General features: G+C 64.7%; 13 protein-coding genes. 8 read left to right on the top strand and 5 right to left on the bottom strand.

What is annotated here, in order from left to right:
- Positions 1-11 precede the first annotated feature (11 nt).
- Entirely contained in the window at positions 12-701 is a 690-nt protein-coding gene (locus tag ACMGG8_RS29020; RefSeq protein WP_060842572.1) for a phospholipase D-like domain-containing protein, read from the top strand.
- A gap of 29 nt (positions 702-730) precedes the next feature.
- On the opposite strand, the gene ACMGG8_RS29015 is transcribed toward ACMGG8_RS29020, so the two are convergent.
- Both ACMGG8_RS29015 and ACMGG8_RS29010 read right to left on the bottom strand, forming a co-directional pair.
- On the bottom strand, positions 731-2461 hold the full coding sequence (locus ACMGG8_RS29015; RefSeq protein ID WP_060842573.1) for a hypothetical protein: 1731 nt from the start codon (positions 2459-2461) through the stop codon (positions 731-733).
- 138 nt (positions 2462-2599) lie between these two features.
- Entirely contained in the window at positions 2600-4336 is a 1737-nt protein-coding gene (locus tag ACMGG8_RS29010; RefSeq protein ID WP_414158855.1) for a hypothetical protein, read from the bottom strand.
- 219 nt (positions 4337-4555) lie between these two features.
- Between ACMGG8_RS29010 and ACMGG8_RS29005 the strand changes: the two genes are divergently transcribed.
- From ACMGG8_RS29005 to ACMGG8_RS28980, 6 genes are all read left to right on the top strand, one after another.
- A complete protein-coding gene (locus ACMGG8_RS29005) occupies positions 4556-5098 on the top strand; it encodes a YaeQ family protein (protein ID WP_060837708.1) in 543 nt (180 codons plus the stop codon).
- Between the two features lie 57 nt (positions 5099-5155).
- Entirely contained in the window at positions 5156-6865 is a 1710-nt protein-coding gene (gene recJ / locus ACMGG8_RS29000; protein WP_414158854.1) for a single-stranded-DNA-specific exonuclease RecJ, read from the top strand.
- Positions 6866-7218: 353 nt separating this feature from the next.
- Positions 7219-7602, top strand: coding sequence for a hypothetical protein (locus ACMGG8_RS28995; protein ID WP_414158853.1), 384 nt, complete (start codon positions 7219-7221; stop codon positions 7600-7602).
- A gap of 233 nt (positions 7603-7835) precedes the next feature.
- Positions 7836-8942, top strand: a complete 1107-nt coding sequence (locus ACMGG8_RS28990; RefSeq protein WP_060837711.1) for an NADH:flavin oxidoreductase/NADH oxidase — start codon at positions 7836-7838, stop codon at positions 8940-8942.
- 396 nt (positions 8943-9338) lie between these two features.
- Complete coding sequence (locus ACMGG8_RS28985; protein WP_414158852.1) at positions 9339-9641, top strand: transposase; 303 nt, start codon at positions 9339-9341, stop codon at positions 9639-9641.
- A gap of 26 nt (positions 9642-9667) precedes the next feature.
- Positions 9668-10474 (top strand): IS3 family transposase, encoded by an 807-nt coding sequence (locus ACMGG8_RS28980; protein ID WP_414158851.1) that lies wholly within the window; start codon positions 9668-9670, stop codon positions 10472-10474.
- A 270-nt stretch (positions 10475-10744) separates the two neighbouring features.
- On the opposite strand, the gene ACMGG8_RS28975 is transcribed toward ACMGG8_RS28980, so the two are convergent.
- The gene (locus ACMGG8_RS28975) at positions 10745-12364 is read right to left on the bottom strand and encodes a glucan biosynthesis protein D (protein WP_414158850.1); all 1620 of its coding nucleotides are present in this window, start codon (positions 12362-12364) and stop codon (positions 10745-10747) included.
- Between the two features lie 201 nt (positions 12365-12565).
- On the opposite strand from ACMGG8_RS28975, the gene ACMGG8_RS28970 reads away from it, so the two are divergent.
- On the top strand, positions 12566-13099 hold the full coding sequence (locus tag ACMGG8_RS28970) for a GNAT family N-acetyltransferase (protein ID WP_047301982.1): 534 nt from the start codon (positions 12566-12568) through the stop codon (positions 13097-13099).
- Here ACMGG8_RS28970 and ACMGG8_RS28965 read toward each other — a convergent pair.
- Positions 13096-14289 (bottom strand): DUF418 domain-containing protein, encoded by a 1194-nt coding sequence (locus ACMGG8_RS28965; protein WP_414158849.1) that lies wholly within the window; start codon positions 14287-14289, stop codon positions 13096-13098. The genes ACMGG8_RS28970 and ACMGG8_RS28965 overlap by 4 nt on opposite strands.
- A gap of 170 nt (positions 14290-14459) precedes the next feature.
- The gene (locus ACMGG8_RS28960; protein WP_235758902.1) at positions 14460-15470 is read right to left on the bottom strand and encodes a hypothetical protein; all 1011 of its coding nucleotides are present in this window, start codon (positions 15468-15470) and stop codon (positions 14460-14462) included.
- Between the last annotated feature and the right edge of the window lie 23 nt (positions 15471-15493).

The following is a 15493-nucleotide window of genomic DNA, read 5'->3' as shown; positions in this document are numbered from 1 at the left end:
AGGATCACGACATGGATTTTGCCCACCTGGACCGGCAACTGCGCGACAGCCTGCTGGACCTGAAACTGAGCAACGAAGAACGGGACGAACTGCGCCAACTGGGCAGCGAACTGGGCAGCGACCAGGTGCGCTACCTGCGCAACCGGGCCTTTGACCTGGTGCGCGAGCTGGCGCTGGCGGACAGCGCCAATGTGCTGCCGGCGCTGAAATGGCTGGAGCAGGTGATCAAGACCCTGGACACCCACAGCGCCCCGGTGCGCGACATGGCCAGCGCCCACTTCAGCCCCGGTGAAGACTGCCGGCGCAAGATCCGCGACCTGTGCCGCCAGGCGCGAGTCTCGGTGGATATCTGCGTGTTCACCATTTCCGACGATCAACTGAGCGACGAAATCCGCGCCTGCCACCAGCGCGGCGTGGCCGTGCGGGTGATCAGCGACAGTGAAAAGCAATTCGATGTCGGCAGCGATATCGCCGCGCTGCGCGAGGCCGGGGTTCCGGTGCGGATCGACGACACGCCGTTCCACATGCATCACAAGTTCGCCGTGTTCGATGGTCGAACCCTGCTCAATGGCAGCTTCAACTGGACCCGCAGCGCCACCACCGGCAATGAGGAAAACCTGCTGGTGATCGACCACCCGCAACTGGTGGCCAGTTACCTCAAGGAGTTCAACGAACTCTGGGCCCGCTACGCGCCGCGTTAAGGCGTGTAGCGGCGGGTCAGCACCCGGCCTCAGGCAGCGCTCGGCTGACTCCAGAGGCTGTCGTCGGCCAGCCTGTCGAGGAGTTTCTGGCGCAACCTATAGGCCTGTTCCGGGGCGCTCTGGCTCAGGGTTTCCAGGGCTAGGTGCAACTGCTGCAGCGGGTTTTCGCTGTTAAACAGGCTGCCCAGTTCCAGGCCGGCAATGGCTTCTTCGAAACGTTGCTGACGGATATGGTTCAGCAGCGTGGCGTGGCTCAACTGGCTGGTATAGGAAACGTGCTGTTCCAGGCGGCTCTTGAGCTCGGCGGCCTTTGCCTGCTCGTCGATGTAGAGGTAGACCAATGCCAGCTGTGCCAGGTGGTAGTTTTTTTCCGCTGGGTCCATCGCCGCATTCTGAGCTTCGTCGTCGAGCGCTTGCACGGTCTGGTCCAGCAGTTCGATGGCTGGCCGGGTCTGTTCCAGGTCGTGCAGTAATTTGGCCTGTGCTGTCTGTTTCACCGGGCGATCGGTGTATTCGAGCTGGGTGTTGAGGAGCGCCATTTCCTCAAGACCGTTGCGGATCAGTTCGCTATCCCGCCGCTCGGGCGCCAGGGCAGCCTGCACCCACAACTGGGTTTCCACGATCAGCAGGCGATGCCACGGCCATTGCTCAGCGCCACGCCAGGTCTCCAGTGTCAGCAGGGCCTGCTCCAGCAGGTGGGCGCACCAATGCGGGTGTTCCTCGAAATAGGTGCGCCACAGAGAGAGCAGGCACCACAGACGCTGCGAGGGCGCGACTGCGCAGGCCTGCAAGGCCGCCTCGGCCTCGGCCAGCTCATGGCGCGCGACATGCCAGTGCAACAGGCTCAGCAGCATCTCGCTGGCGTGTCTCACCGGCACCTGGGCGATCAGCGATGCCGCCAGATCCGGACGGCTGGCGTCCAGGATCAGCTTGAGCAGCGGTGGGTAGCCGCAGTAGTCCTCGGGCTCGGGGTTCTGCGCCAGCAGTTTGAACCCGGCGTCGAATTCCCCGGCTTGTATCAGCAAGACCACGACGATGATCTGGGCCGACGCGGGCAATTGCGCGGCCATGGTCGGGAACTGCACGTCCTGCCCCTGGGCACGGTACTCGCGCAGGGTCTGTTCCACTTCATACGGGTCCAGTTCGTCTGCCGGCTGTTTGAGCAGCAGTTGCCAGGCCAGGCCGATGCTGATGGCGGCTTGCTCGGCCAGGCCCACACTGCGTTGCAGGGTTGCCAACTTTCGGTGCTCACTGGCACAGCCCTGGTTCAACTGCTCGACACCGAAGGTCACCAGCAAGGCGCGGGCCTGCTCAAGCTCACCGCGGGCCACCAACAGCGGGATGCGCAGCAGGGGCGCTGACGGCAGGGGCTGATGCAGGCGCTCCAACAGGCTCAGCACCGCCTGCGGGCCGTCCTTGTCGAGCAGGGTTTCGAGCAGTCGGTACAGCGCCATGGGCTGGTAGGTTTCATCGAGCTCGGCCAGGATCTCCAGGGCCTGGGCCTGGTTGCCTTGCCGGTACAGCGCGGCGGGCATCGGCAGCAGCCCCTGTTGCCGGGCTTTGCCCGTCAGGCGCTGGGCCAGTTGCAGGGCCACCTGCGGTTCGACGGCGCTCAGGTACGCCGCGCGATAGATCTGCGCCTCCTCGTCCAGGTTGATGCCCAGGCTGCTGCCCTGGTCATTGCTGCTGCCCTTGTGGGCGTAGACCACCAGCAGCGAGATCACGCCGGTGATGAGCAGCAGGATGAGAAACACTTCCATGATTCGGTTTTCCTTGGGGGCGAGAACTGAGCCTGGCGGACCGCGGCAATCTGCTGCCGGCATTGAAACGGCTGGAGCCGATGGTCAAGCCCTTGGACGCCAACAGCGCCCCGTTGGGGGGCGCCAAAGGCCGCTGGGTCAGTTCGCCTGAGAGGCGCGCCAGGCCTGCCCGCTGCTGAACCGCTCCATCAGCTGTTGCTGAAGTTCGGCGGCGCGCTCGGGGGCGCGCTGGTGCAGCTCTTCCAGGGCCTGATACAGGCGTGACAGAGGTTTCTTGTCGCTGAGCAGGACGCTCAGGTTCAGGGCCTCGATGGCCTGGGCGTAGCGCTGGTGCTCGATGTGATTGAGCAGCAGGTCCTCTTCCAGGTCGCGACTGCCGGCCTCCAGGCTGTGCAATCGATCCTGCAGGGCCTGGGCCTGCTGTGCTTCGTCGATGCTCAGGTAGGCGCTGGCGATGTCCTCCAGGTAGAAGGTTTTGTCCATCTCATCGACCTCCGGCAGGCTGTCGCTGTCCAGCAACGCCAGGGCCTGCTCCAGCAGGGTCCTGGCCTGGGCCGTCTGCCCCAGGTTGTGCAGCAGCTTGGTCTGCTCGCGAATGCACAGCAATTGCTGTTCGCCTTCCTCCTGCTGATGCAGCCTGTGCAGTTCCTCAAGGCTGCTGCGTACCAGCCAGCTGTCCCGACGATGGGCCGGCAGTCGGCTTTGCAGCTGGAGTTGGGTTCGCAGCGCCTGGATGCGCATGCCGCTCCAGAACTCATGGTCATGCTTGTAACCGTCGATCTGTTGCAGCGCCTTGGCCAGCAGTGCCTCGGCCCATTGCGGCTGCGTGGCGTGGTGCTGTTCACAGAGACTGAGCATCAGCCCCGGATGCTGGCTCGGCTCAGTTTCCAGCGTCGGCAGCAGTGCTTCGGCTTCTGCGGTCTGGCCTTGTGTCGCCATGTGGTTCAGCAGGCTCAGCAGCAGGCTGTAGCGATGCAGGTCGGGGGCCTTCTCCAACAGGCGCAGGGCGTTGTCGATGGGCGGCAGGGCCAGGGCCAGGTCCATCAGTTCGCTGTGCGTGGTGGAGTAGAGATCGTCGCTGATGGGGGCCAGCAGGCTGAGGGCAGAGTCCAGTTGACCGGCCTTGATCAGGGCGGCGACCGCCTGGGCCTGCTCTTCGGCCGGTAGCGACGCGGCGCGGGTGAGGATCGAGTCGAACTGGCCCAGGGTCGCGCTGGCCTCGAACAGTTGGCGCAGAATCGACTGGCGATGGCCCTCCTCGGGCCCCTCGAACACCGACCATGCCTGCTCGACGCTGACCTGCGCCGCGTCCTGCATCCCGGCCTGATGCTGCAGGCGCGCCAGGGTCAGCAGGTTGCCGATGCTCTGGCGCTCATGGGCGGCCGCTTGGCGCGGGTCGCTCAGTTCGCCGAGCACGGCCAGGGCCCGCTCCTGTTCGCCACGGGCCTGGAGGATACGCACTTGCAGCAGCGGCCAGCTGGGCAGGGATTCCCCCCAGTTCTCCAGGAGTTCCAGGCAGGCTTGGCTATCGTCGGTGTCGAGCAGCGTTTCGATCAGGGTATTGAGTACGTAGTCCCGGGCGTGGGGCGGCAATTGCTGGTACAGCTCCCGGGCCTGGGCCTTGTGGCCCGCCAGGTAGAGCTCGCTGGCCACCAGCTGCGAGGCCAGTTCCCGGGCTTCGCCGGGCAGTTGCTCTGCCAGTTTCAGCGCCAGCAGCGGTTCGGCCTTGCTCAGCAGCAGGGTCTGGTTGATCTGGGCGGTGAGGTTGCCGGTCAGCTCCAGGCTCTCGTTGCGATCGGCGGTTTTTTGGCGGGCATACAAAATCAGCGCGATGAACAGCAGCACGATGACAAGCAGGGTGACAAAGAGAGTCATGGACGTCCTTTTCTATTGAACTGCGGCGTTGGCGCGGTGCGCGCCGGCCGATTCGCGCGGGGGTTATAAAACCCTGGTGGCAGGCTGGCAACCAACTTTACCGAGGCAATGCATTTCTGCGGATTTCAGCGCAAGGGCCTCCGGCCGGTCAGCGGTCGGGCAGGGCGGCAGGTTTCGGGTTAGACTTGCCGCCTTTTCGCACACTCAAGAAGCCCGCACATGGCCCAGCCGTCCACCACCTACAAATTCGAACTGAACCTGACCGACCTCGACCGCGGGGTCTACGAAAGCGTCAAGCAGACCATCGCCCGTCACCCTTCGGAAACCGAGGAACGCATGACCGTGCGCCTGCTGGCCTACGCCTTCTGGTACAACGAGCAGCTGTCGTTTGGTCGTGGTCTGTCGGAAGTGGATGAGCCGGCCCTGTGGGAAAAGAGCCTGGACGACCGCGTGCTGCACTGGATCGAAGTCGGCCAGCCGGACGCCGATCGCCTGACCTGGTGCTCGCGCCGTACCGAGCGCACCAGCCTTCTGGCCTACGGCAGCCTGCGGGTCTGGCAGACCCGGGTGGTGGACGCGGTGAAGAACCTGAAGAACCTCAACATCGCCGGCGTGCCCCAGGAGGTCCTTGAGACCCTGGCCAAGGACATGCCGCGGGTCATCAAGTGGGACGTGATGATCAGCGAAGGCACGATCTTCGTCACCGACGATCGCGGCCAGCATGAAGTGCAGCTGGAATGGCTGCTGGGCGAGCGCGGCTGATTGCCCGCGCCGCTCCTGAACGACCCACCGTCCCCCAAGAGAAGTTGCTGTTAGCCCATGCGTATCGAACCCCGTGAGTTGCCCGCCGTCCTGCCCTTTCTCGGCGACCTGCCGCCGCTGCTGACCCGCCTTTATGCCGCCCGGGGCGTGCAGTCGGTGGAGGAGCTAGACAAGAGCCTGGCGCGGCTGATCCCGTATCAGCAACTCAAGGGCATCGACGCCGCGGTGGACCTGCTGGTGACCGCTCTGGACCAGCGCCAGCGCATCCTTATCGTCGGCGACTTCGACGCCGACGGCGCCACCGCCAGCACCGTGGGCGTGCTGGGCCTGCGCCTGCTGGGCGCGGCCCATGTCGATTACCTGGTGCCCAACCGCTTTGAATACGGCTACGGCCTGACCCCGGAAATCGTCGCCGTGGCCCTGCAGCGCGAGCCGCAATTGCTGATTACCGTGGACAACGGCATCTCCAGCGTCGAAGGCGTGGCCGCAGCCAAGGCCGCAGGCTTGCAAGTGCTGGTCACCGACCACCACTTGCCCGGCCATGAACTGCCGGCGGCGGATGCCATCGTCAACCCCAACCAGCCGGGCTGCGAATTCCCCAGCAAGGCCCTGGCCGGGGTCGGGGTGATCTTCTATGTGCTGATGGCCCTGCGCGCGCGCCTGCGCAGCATGGGACGCTATGAAACCCGGCCGCAGCCGAACATCGGCGAGCTGCTGGACCTGGTGGCCCTGGGCAGCGTGGCGGACGTGGTGCCCCTGGACGCCAACAACCGCATCCTGGTGCACCAGGGCCTGGAGCGGATTCGCGCCGGTCGCGCGCGGCCGGGGCTCAAGGCGATTCTCGAAGTGGCCAAGCGCGATCACTCGCGCATCACCTCCACCGACCTGGGCTTTATTCTCGGCCCGCGGCTCAACGCCGCCGGGCGCCTGGACGACATGAGCCTGGGCATCGAGTGCCTGCTCAGCGACGACGTCTCGGCGGCCCGGGCCATGGCCGCCCAGCTCGACGAGCTGAACCAGGACCGCAAATCCATCGAGCAGGGCATGCAGCGCGAGGCCCTGGCCCAGCTCAAGGAACTGCCGGTGGAGTCCATGCCGTTCGGCCTGTGCCTGTTCGATGCCGACTGGCACCAGGGGGTGATCGGGATTCTCGCTTCGCGCCTGAAAGAGCGTTACCACCGCCCGACCATCGCCTTTGCCGATGCCGGCGACGGCATGCTCAAGGGCTCGGCGCGTTCGGTGCCGGGCTTTCATATCCGCGACGCCCTGGACGCCGTGGCCGCGCGCCATCCGCAACTGATCAGCAAGTTCGGTGGCCACGCCATGGCCGCCGGGCTGTCGCTGCCGGAGCAGAACTTCCCGGCCTTTGCCGAGGCCTTCGACGCAGAAGTGCGGCGCCAGCTGCGTGAAGAAGACCTCACCGGGCGCCTGCTGTCGGACGGCACCCTGGCGGTGGAAGAGTTCCACCTGGAACTGGCCCGCGCCCTGCGCCATGCCGGGCCCTGGGGCCAGCACTTCCCCGAGCCGATGTTCCATGGCGTGTTCGAACTGGTGGAGCAGCGCATCGTCGGCGAACGCCACCTGAAAGTGGTGCTGCGTAGCGAATGCGGCTCGCTGAAGCTGGACGGCATCGCCTTCGGCATCGACCGCGAAGTCTGGCCCAACCCGACCATCCGCTGGGTGGAACTGGCCTACAAGCTCGACCTCAACGAGTTCCGTGGCCAGGAAACCGTGCAGTTGATGATTGCCCATATCGAACCGCGTTAAGGGCGACGAGGGTGGTTTCGCCAGACTTTTGGAAAGCGGGATGGCGGTATGTCTCTTTCTTTTGTAAGGGGTTTCCGAGACACTCCCGGGCGCTTGTGGCGATCTACTCAGCTGACTAGTCTCGGTTCATCACTGCTTATCAGTGATCGGGAATAGCAGCCCGGGTCGAACGCAAGCGATGCCATCAGCACTGCCATGCAGATTTGCAGTGTGTTGTTATGGCGGCTGTGCGTGGGGGCGCTTTCGGGCGCACCGGTTCCTCGACCCGGTCTGCTAGCCCGCGTACAGCCGCCACCCTGTTTAAACGTCTAGCAGCGTTAGGTGTGGAGGCTTCATCGTCGAGGAGCTACACCATGAAAAAGATCGTCCCCGATCCGCCGGTTCTCCATCCTTCTTCCCGTCGTAATCCAGACCACGATCTGGCCAATGAAGCTGTGCGCCATGCGCTGGCCAACACTTGCGTAAATGGCTCGTTGATCGCGACTCTGCAACCCACCGTGGCCGGCCCTGCAGGGCCTGATAACCCCTTCGCTGTGCGCCCCGGCATCAGTGCCGAAGAAGCATTGATTCATGTGTCCATGCTGCTCAAGGCCGCCGAGGAGGTGTCCGATGAAATCACCGAGCACGCCAGCGGCGTGGAGCGCGGCCTGATCTGGTCGCTGGTGCATTCGGTGGAGATGGCCCGCGGCGTGGTGGAAGCCTTGCTCGATGGCAATCGCCGCGCCCCACTTAGCTGACATTGGCCTGGCCGCTGCCGCTGGCAGCGGCCAGTGCAACAGGTTTTTTGCCCGGTGCCGTGTCAGGAACCCAGCCGACGGCAGTGTTGTCGACTAGTCTCTAAGCACTGTCTGATTGGCCTTGTGACCTTTTGTCATTCTTCTACCCGCGGGGGCGGGCGCTTCACTTCGCAGTCACTCGTCGACCGTTCAAACAGAACCCTGGAGCCTGACCATTGATCGAGAGGTGCCCCATGAGTCTGCTGCTTGAACCCTATACCTTGCGTCAACTGACCCTTCTCAACCGCATCGCCGTGTCGCCCATGTGCCAGTACTCGTCGGTGGACGGGCTGGCCAATGACTGGCATCTGGTGCACCTGGGCAGCCGTGCCGTCGGCGGCGCCGGGCTGATCTTCACCGAAGCCACGGCGGTCACCGCCGAGGGCCGGATCACCGCCCAGGACCTGGGCCTGTGGAACGATGCGCAGATCGAACCCTTGCAGCGCATCACCCGTTTCATCACCGCCCAGGGCGCCGTGGCCGGCATCCAGCTGGCCCATGCCGGGCGCAAGGCCAGTACTCATCGGCCCTGGCTCGGCAAGTCCGGCAGCGTCAAGCCCGAGGATGGCGGCTGGGTGCCGGTGGGGCCCTCGCGGATTGCCTTCGACCCACAGCACACGCCGCCCACCCAACTGGACGAAGGGCAGATCGGCGAGATCATCCAGGCCTTCGTCGCGGCCGCCAAGCGGGCCCTGGTGGCCGGCTTCAAGGTGGTGGAAGTGCATGCCGCCCATGGCTATTTGCTGCACCAGTTCCTCTCGCCCCTGAGCAATCAGCGTCAGGACCAGTACGGCGGCTCGTTTGAAAATCGCATTCGCCTGGTGTTGCAAGTGACCGAGGCGGTACGAAAAGTCTGGCCCGAGGAGTTGCCGCTGTTTGTGCGGGTGTCGGCCACCGATTGGGTGGAGGACGGCTGGAACCCCGACGAAACCGTGGAGCTGGCGCGGCGTCTCAAGGACCTGGGGGTGGACTTGATCGATGTGTCGTCCGGCGGCACCGCGGCCAATGCCGAGATACCCACCGGGCCGGGCTATCAGACGCGCTTTGCCGAGCGGGTGCGCAAGGAGTCGGGGATCGCCACCGGCACCGTAGGCTTGATCACCGAACCGGCTCAGGCCGAGCACATTCTGCGCACCTGCCAGGCGGACATCATCTTCCTGGCCCGGGAGCTGTTGCGCGACCCGTACTGGCCGCTGCATGCCGATGACGACCTGGGCGGGCGCAAGGCGATCTGGCCGGCGCAGTACCAGCGGGCCACCCACAGGGACCAGCCGATTCATGAGTCGGACTTGCGCGATTAAGGTTGTGCCGATGTAAAAAAACCGGCCCGTGTGGGCCGGTTTTTTTGTGTCTGACTGCTGGCCGCCTTCGCGGGCAAGCCCGCTCCTACGGAGGCGGTGCGGTCTGTAGGAGCCGGCTTGCCGGCGAAGAAGCCCTTGAGGCAGGCGCTGTATGCACCGACGCCTTCGCGGGCAAGCCCGCTCCTACGGGGGCGGTGCGATCTGTAGGAGCCGGCTTGCCGGCGAAGAGGCCCTTGAGGCAGGCGCTGTATGCACCGACGCCTTCGCGGGCAAGCCCGCTCCTACGGGGGCGGTGCGGTCCGTAGGAGCCGGCTTGCCGGCGAAGTGAACTGGCCTAATAATTTTGGACACCCCAATCGGGCGCTATGATGGCGCCCAAATCTGAGGTGTTTGGATATGCGTAATTCTTATTCGGGTGAATTCAAGCTCAAGGCAGCCAGCATGGTGTTGGACGAGGGACTATCGGTTCCCGAGGTTTGCGCCAGTTTGAGTGTTGGTCCTACGGCGCTGCGTCGCTGGGTTGAACAAGTTCGTCAAGAGCGCCAGGGATCAACTCCGGTCGGGGCCAAAGCGATTACCGCCGATCAGCGAGAAATCCAAAAACTCAAAGCCTTGCTCAGGCAAAAAGATCGGGATATCGAAATCCTAAAAAAGGCCAGTGCTCTCCTGCTGTTGGACGCCAAAGATCACTCTCGCTGATCGATGAGCTGGGTGAGCAATACGGCGTGAACAAGTGCTGCCGCGTGCTGGGAATTAGCCGCAGCAGCTTTTACGCATGGCGCGAGCGCCAAGGCCGAGCTCGGCCCGAACGAGAGAAACTCAAAGCCTTGCTGGTCAAGCACCATAAGGCTTCCAGGGCATCTGCCGGCTCGCGCACCCTGGCCAAGGTGCTGCAAGCCAATTGGCATAGTGTCGGACGGTACATGGCTCGCAGCCTGATGCGAGAAGCCGGTATCGCCAGTCGTCAGCGTCGACGCCACAAGTACAAGTCCTCCGGCGTGGAAGCGCTGGTGGCGCCCCACGTGCTCAAGCGTCAGTTTGAGGTTACGGCGATGAATCAGGTGTGGTGCGGCGACGTCACGTACATCAAGGTCGGCAAGCGCTGGCTGTATTTTGCCGCAGTTCTGGACTTGTTCGCCCGCAGGATCGTGGGCTGGTCGTTTTCGATGATCTCTGATGCCTCGCTGACCTGTGAAGCCTTGCGGATGGCCGTCGAGCTACGGGGGCGTCCCAAAGATGTGTTGTTTCACTCCGATCAAGGTTGCCAGTACACCAGCCATAAGTTCAGGAATGAGCTGCTGGAACATGGGCACCGGCAAAGTATGAGTCGTAAAGGTGAATGCTGGGACAACGCTCCGATGGAACGTTTCTTTGGCAGTTTGAAGTCGGAGTGGGTACCTGAAACAGGCTACAACTCGGAGCATGAGGCCCGAACGGATGTACAGCGCTACGTCATGCGCTACAACACCATCAGGCCTCACAGTTATAACGACTATTGGTCGCCGGTGGCGATGGAGAAACTGGCGGCGTAGAACCTTAATCGGTGTCCAGGATTACTTGACCAGTTCAAAGAGGCCCTTGAGGCAGGCGCTGCATGCACCGACGCCTTCGCGGGCAAGCCCGCTCCTACGGGGGCGGTGCGGTCTGTAGGAGCCGGCTTGCCGGCGAAGAGGCCCTTGAGGCAGGCGCTGTATGCACCGACGCCTTCGCGGGCAAGCCCGCTCCTACAGAGGCGGTGCGATCTGTAGGAGCCGGCTTGCCGGCGAAAAGGCCCCTAGGGCGTGCCGGGGGCTGTCAGCCGATCAGGGGTATTTGCGCTTGTCCGGCGCCGGGGGGAAGTACTGGTACAGCCAGGTTTCGCTCAGGGTGCGGTCGTGGGTGCGGATGAACAGCCGCAGTTCCACCGGATCGACGCTGTCGTTGGTGGGGTACCAGTCGAAGAGGATGCGGTAGCCCTTGATCTCGTCCAGCACCAGGATGCTGAAATCCTTGACCTCGCCGTGGGAGGCGGTGACCACCGGTTCGATGCCGGTGCCTGCTGGCAGGCGATCGAGGCCGCCGCCAGTGAAGTCCACGGCAAAGCGTCGGGCCCAGACTGGCGGGTAATGCTCGCCCGGGGCCCAGCCCTCGACGAAGCCGCCCATGCCCGAGCGGGTGGCGTGCACTCGCGCCAACGGCGTGCCCACCGGCGGCAGGGCGCTCCAGTAGAGCTTGTAGCCGTAGTTCAGGGAGTCGCCGGCGGCCACGGGTTGCTTCGGGGTCCAGAAGGCCACGATGTTGTCCATGGTCTCGCCGGTGGTGGGGATCTCCAGCAGGTCGATGCTGCCTTCGCCCCAGGCGGTGGTGGGCTCGACCCACAGGCTCGGCCGGCGGCTGTACCAGTCCACGGTGTCCTGGTAGCTGGCGAATTCATGGTCGGTCTGAACTAGGCCGAAGCCTTTCGGGTCCTTGTCGGCGAAGGCGTTGAATTGCAGGGTCGCCGGGTTGTTCAGCGGGCGGCAGATCCACTCGCCATTGCCGCGCCACATGGCCAGGCGGTCGGAGTCGTGGATCTGCGGGTGGATGGTGTCGCACATGCGCCGTTCATGGGTGCCGCAACTGAACATGCTGGTCATGGGGGCGATGCCCAACTGCTCGATGGCGGTGCGGGCGTTGATGTGGGCGTCGATCTCCATCACCACGCGCTCGGCCTGGCAGTCGATGTCGAAGCGGTAGGCGCCGGTGGCGCTTGGCGAATCCAGCAGGGCGTAGACCACGAAACGGGTGCTGTCCTTGTCCGGAGTCTCGAACCAGAACTGGGTGAAGTCGGGGAATTCCTCGCGGCGCTTGGCGTAGGTGTCGATGGCCAGGCCCCGGGCCGACAGGCCGTACTGGCCGGTGGCGTCCACCGCACGGAAATAGCTGGCGCCGAGGAAGGACACCACGTCATGCCTGTCCAGCTCCGGGGCCTTGAACAGCTTGAACCCGGCAAAGCCCAGGTCGCCCTTGAGCTGGGCGGTGTCGACGCTGGTGTTCTGGTAGTTGAACAGCGACGGGCGGAAGTGCACCTCCCGGGCCAGGCGGGTCTTGGGGTCGACGCTGTGCATGCGCACCGGTTGCTTGAAGCCCATGCCGACGTGGAAGAACTGCACATCCAGCTGGCCGTTCAACTCATTCCACAGCGAATGCCGGCTGTCGTACTGGATGGCGTTGAAGTGCTGCGGCGTCATCTGCGCCAGGGTTGGCGGCAGCACTTGCTTGGTGTCTACATACGGGTTGCCGGCCAGCTGCTTGGCCTGGGCCTTGAGGCGCTCGAAATCGAAGGCCTGGGCGTCGCCGTCAGCGGCGCCGGCCCAGGCTCGTGCGGCCAGCAGCCCGCTGGCCGAGAGGCCGGTGTAGGCCGCCAGGGCCATGGAAGCTTTGAGGAGGTGCCTGCGGTGCATAGATGAACCTTGTGGGGGGCTGGGATCGTCAGCCGCTCCTGGCTGACTGGGGGGATCGCAAGGTGAGGTCCGGCCATGCCATTGGCCAGACGCAGCGGACGATAAATAGAGGGTCGCTAGAATAAACGGTTCGCCCCAGGCAGAAAAATGCTTAGCTTGTGTCCATTGGTAACCACTTGAATCGCCTCAGGAACCGGCCTCATGTTGCACCCGCGTGCCCTTACCGCAAACGATATCCCGCAGCTCAAATGGATCGACCGCGCCGAAGTCATCGACGGCTTCTACCGTGTGCAGGATGGCCGTCTGATCGGCTATGCCCAGCATGAGGTGGTCAGCGGCTGGCCGGAGGGCGAGGCCGAGCATGACGCGCTGATCTTGCAGCAGTGTTACCAGCGTGGCGGCTGGTTGTACGGGATTTTCGACGCTGAGGTGCTGGTGGCGGCAGCGGTGGTCGATTGCCTGGCGATCGAGTGCGCCGGGCTGGATTTGCGGCAGTTGAAATTCCTCCACGTGAGCCAGGCTTATCGCGGCCTTGGCCTGGGCCGGCAGCTGTTCGCCCTGGCCCGGGAGCAGGCCCTGGCCATGGGCGCCCAGGGCTTGTATGTATCGGCCACGCCGTCGTGGCACACGGTGGACTTCTACCGGCGCCTGGGCTGCGAAGTGCTGGCGACCCCGGACCCGGAGTTGCTGCGCATCGAGCCCGAGGATATCCACCTCTGTCTGCGGCTGGTTTAAGCCTGCGCGCGCTTGCGCCAGTGCGGCCAGGCGCCGATGGTCAGCGCCCGCAGCAGCCATTCGCAGGGGCCGTACTGATGGCTGCGCAGCCAGCCTGCGCTGAGCTGCATCTGCAACAGGTAGATGGCGATCACCAGCAGGGGAATCCACAGGGGCTGCAGGTGGTTGATCAGCCCCAGCCCGTAGCCGGTGAACAGCAGGCACAGGATCAGCGATTGCAGCAGGTAGTTGCTCAATGACATCCGTCCCAGCGGCGCCAGGCGTTGGCACAGGCGCTGGCCCAGAGGCGAGTCGAAGGCCCGAAGCAGCAGCATGGCGTAGCTGGCCGAGAGCAGCGGTGCGCTGACCTGGCTGATGCCGTAGCCGATGACCTCCAGGCCGCCACCGGGCGCGTAGGCGCTGCAGTAACCGTAGAACAGGGCGCCCCCCAGGCCGATGGGCAGGGTCAGGGCCAGCAGCCGGGGCACCCGCGCGGCAAAGCGCTCGGGCGCCACCAGCAGGCCCTTGCGTCCGGCCACATAACCCAGGAGGAACATCGCCAGGGTGCTGGGCCCCTGCAGCAGCCACAGGGCCGAGGCGGTTTCCAGCAAATGCGCAGCGTTGTAGCCGAGGGTGTCCAGCGCATCTCCACCCAGGGCCAGATCCTTGAGCAGCGGCTGGTCGTCGGCGGCCCCGGTATAGAGGCCGGCGTTCAGCAACTCGATGCCAAACAGCAGAATCAGCAGCGCCGTGGCGCCGATCAACAGGATCGCCAGGATGGCCGCCATCCGTGCTGTCAGCCCGCGCAACGCCAGCAGCACCAGGCCCAGCAGCGCGTACAGGGTGAGGATCTCGCCGTAGAACAGCAGCGTGCCATGCACCAGGCCGATGGCCAGCAAGGCCAGTTGCCGCCGCAGCATGCGCGGCACGAAGCGTTCACCCGCCCGCTCGGCGGAGGCCATCTGCAGGGTGAAGCTGTAGCCGAACAGGAAGGAGAACAGCAGGTAGAACTTGGCCTCGAACAGCACCGACACCAGCCAGCGGATCAGGTGGTCGAGGTCGCTGGCGTAGGCCGGGTTGCTGACCGGCGAGGCGTAGTAGGGATCGGCGAAAGACCAGATGTTCACCGCCAGGATGCCCAGCAGTGCGAAGCCGCGCAGGGCATCGACCTGCTGCAGGCGTGCGGCCTGGCGCGGCAATGGCGCGTTCATGTCCGGGGCCCGGGCAACAGGGCATGTTCCAGAGGGACGAGGGGCATGGGCTGGCCTGTCGGTTAAAGGAGTGAAGGCTCAATTAACGCGATCAGGCGGCGTGGGGGCAATCAAACTCTTGTGAAAAAAAGTCAACGGGCCTGCGCCGGGGCTGGCACGCCGCTCCGGGTTCAGCTCTGCGCCGGCAGGCACTGGGCTCCGGCGGCGGGCGTTTCGCCCTTTTTGGTCCACCAGGTCAGGCGGTTGAGGCTGTTCAGGTCGCCACGCTTGATCGCTTCCCGGTAGCAGGCCAGGGCCCGGGGGGCATCGGTGGTGCCCCACTTACCCTCGGCGTAGCCGCTGCCCAGGTAGTAGAAGGCGCTGGCCGAGTCCAGTTCCCGGGCGGTGCGCTGCACCAGCTCTTCGGACTTGCGGGGTTGCTGGCATTCATTGACCGAGCCATCGCCGAGCGGATCGCAGTAGTACATCGACAGCATCAGCGCCGCCTCGGCATCGGTCTGGGCATAGGGCAGCAGCAGTTCTTCCGGCTCCCCGGGCTTGAGCTCCGGCGCCATGCCCGAGTAGCCCAGGCTCACGGCCTGCACGGCCGCCTTGGCCGAGCCATGGCGGGCGGCGTCCAGCAGAATCTGCTGACCCAGCTCGAAGAAGTACTGGGTCAACAGGTATTGCTCCCGGCCGCCGTAGCCCAGGAACAGATCGGCCTTGCGCATCTGCCGTTGCAAGGCTGTTTCGTTGGCCGGGGCGTCCTGGTCGAGCAGGCCGTCCATGGACCACTGCTCCACCCGCACCAGTTGCCAGCAGGCGCCCTGTTGAAAGACGAAGGCCTGGACCACATCGCCCAGCGGGTCATGCACCACCAGGGTCTGGCTCTCCCAGAAGGATTGCAGTCCGGCCCGGGCCTGGGCCTTCGGATCGAGCAGGGTCAGCAGGTGTCGGGTATCGCCCGTCAGCTTGTGCCGGGTGGTGATCTCGCGTCCGTACTCGTCGTGGGCCGGGCGCTGTTCGATCAGCGGCGAATCGGTGAACGCCTGCTGCAGTTCCGGGCTGCTGGCAAAGGCCTGGAGGAAGGTCGGCAGGTCGCTGGACGGGCAGGCGGGGGCAGCGGCCTGGGCCGCTTGAGCGGCACCACCGAGCAACAGGGCGGCGCACAGTGGGCGCAAAAGATGACGAAGGGCGGGCATCGGCGAACTCGTTGAGGTGGGAG

Origin of the sequence: Pseudomonas sp. BNK-45 (assembly GCF_047456255.1) — a bacterium.
Lineage (GTDB): Bacteria > Pseudomonadota > Gammaproteobacteria > Pseudomonadales > Pseudomonadaceae > Aquipseudomonas.
The sequence above is the reverse complement of the archived record's forward strand: the minus strand, read 5'-3'. Positions and strand labels throughout refer to the sequence as shown.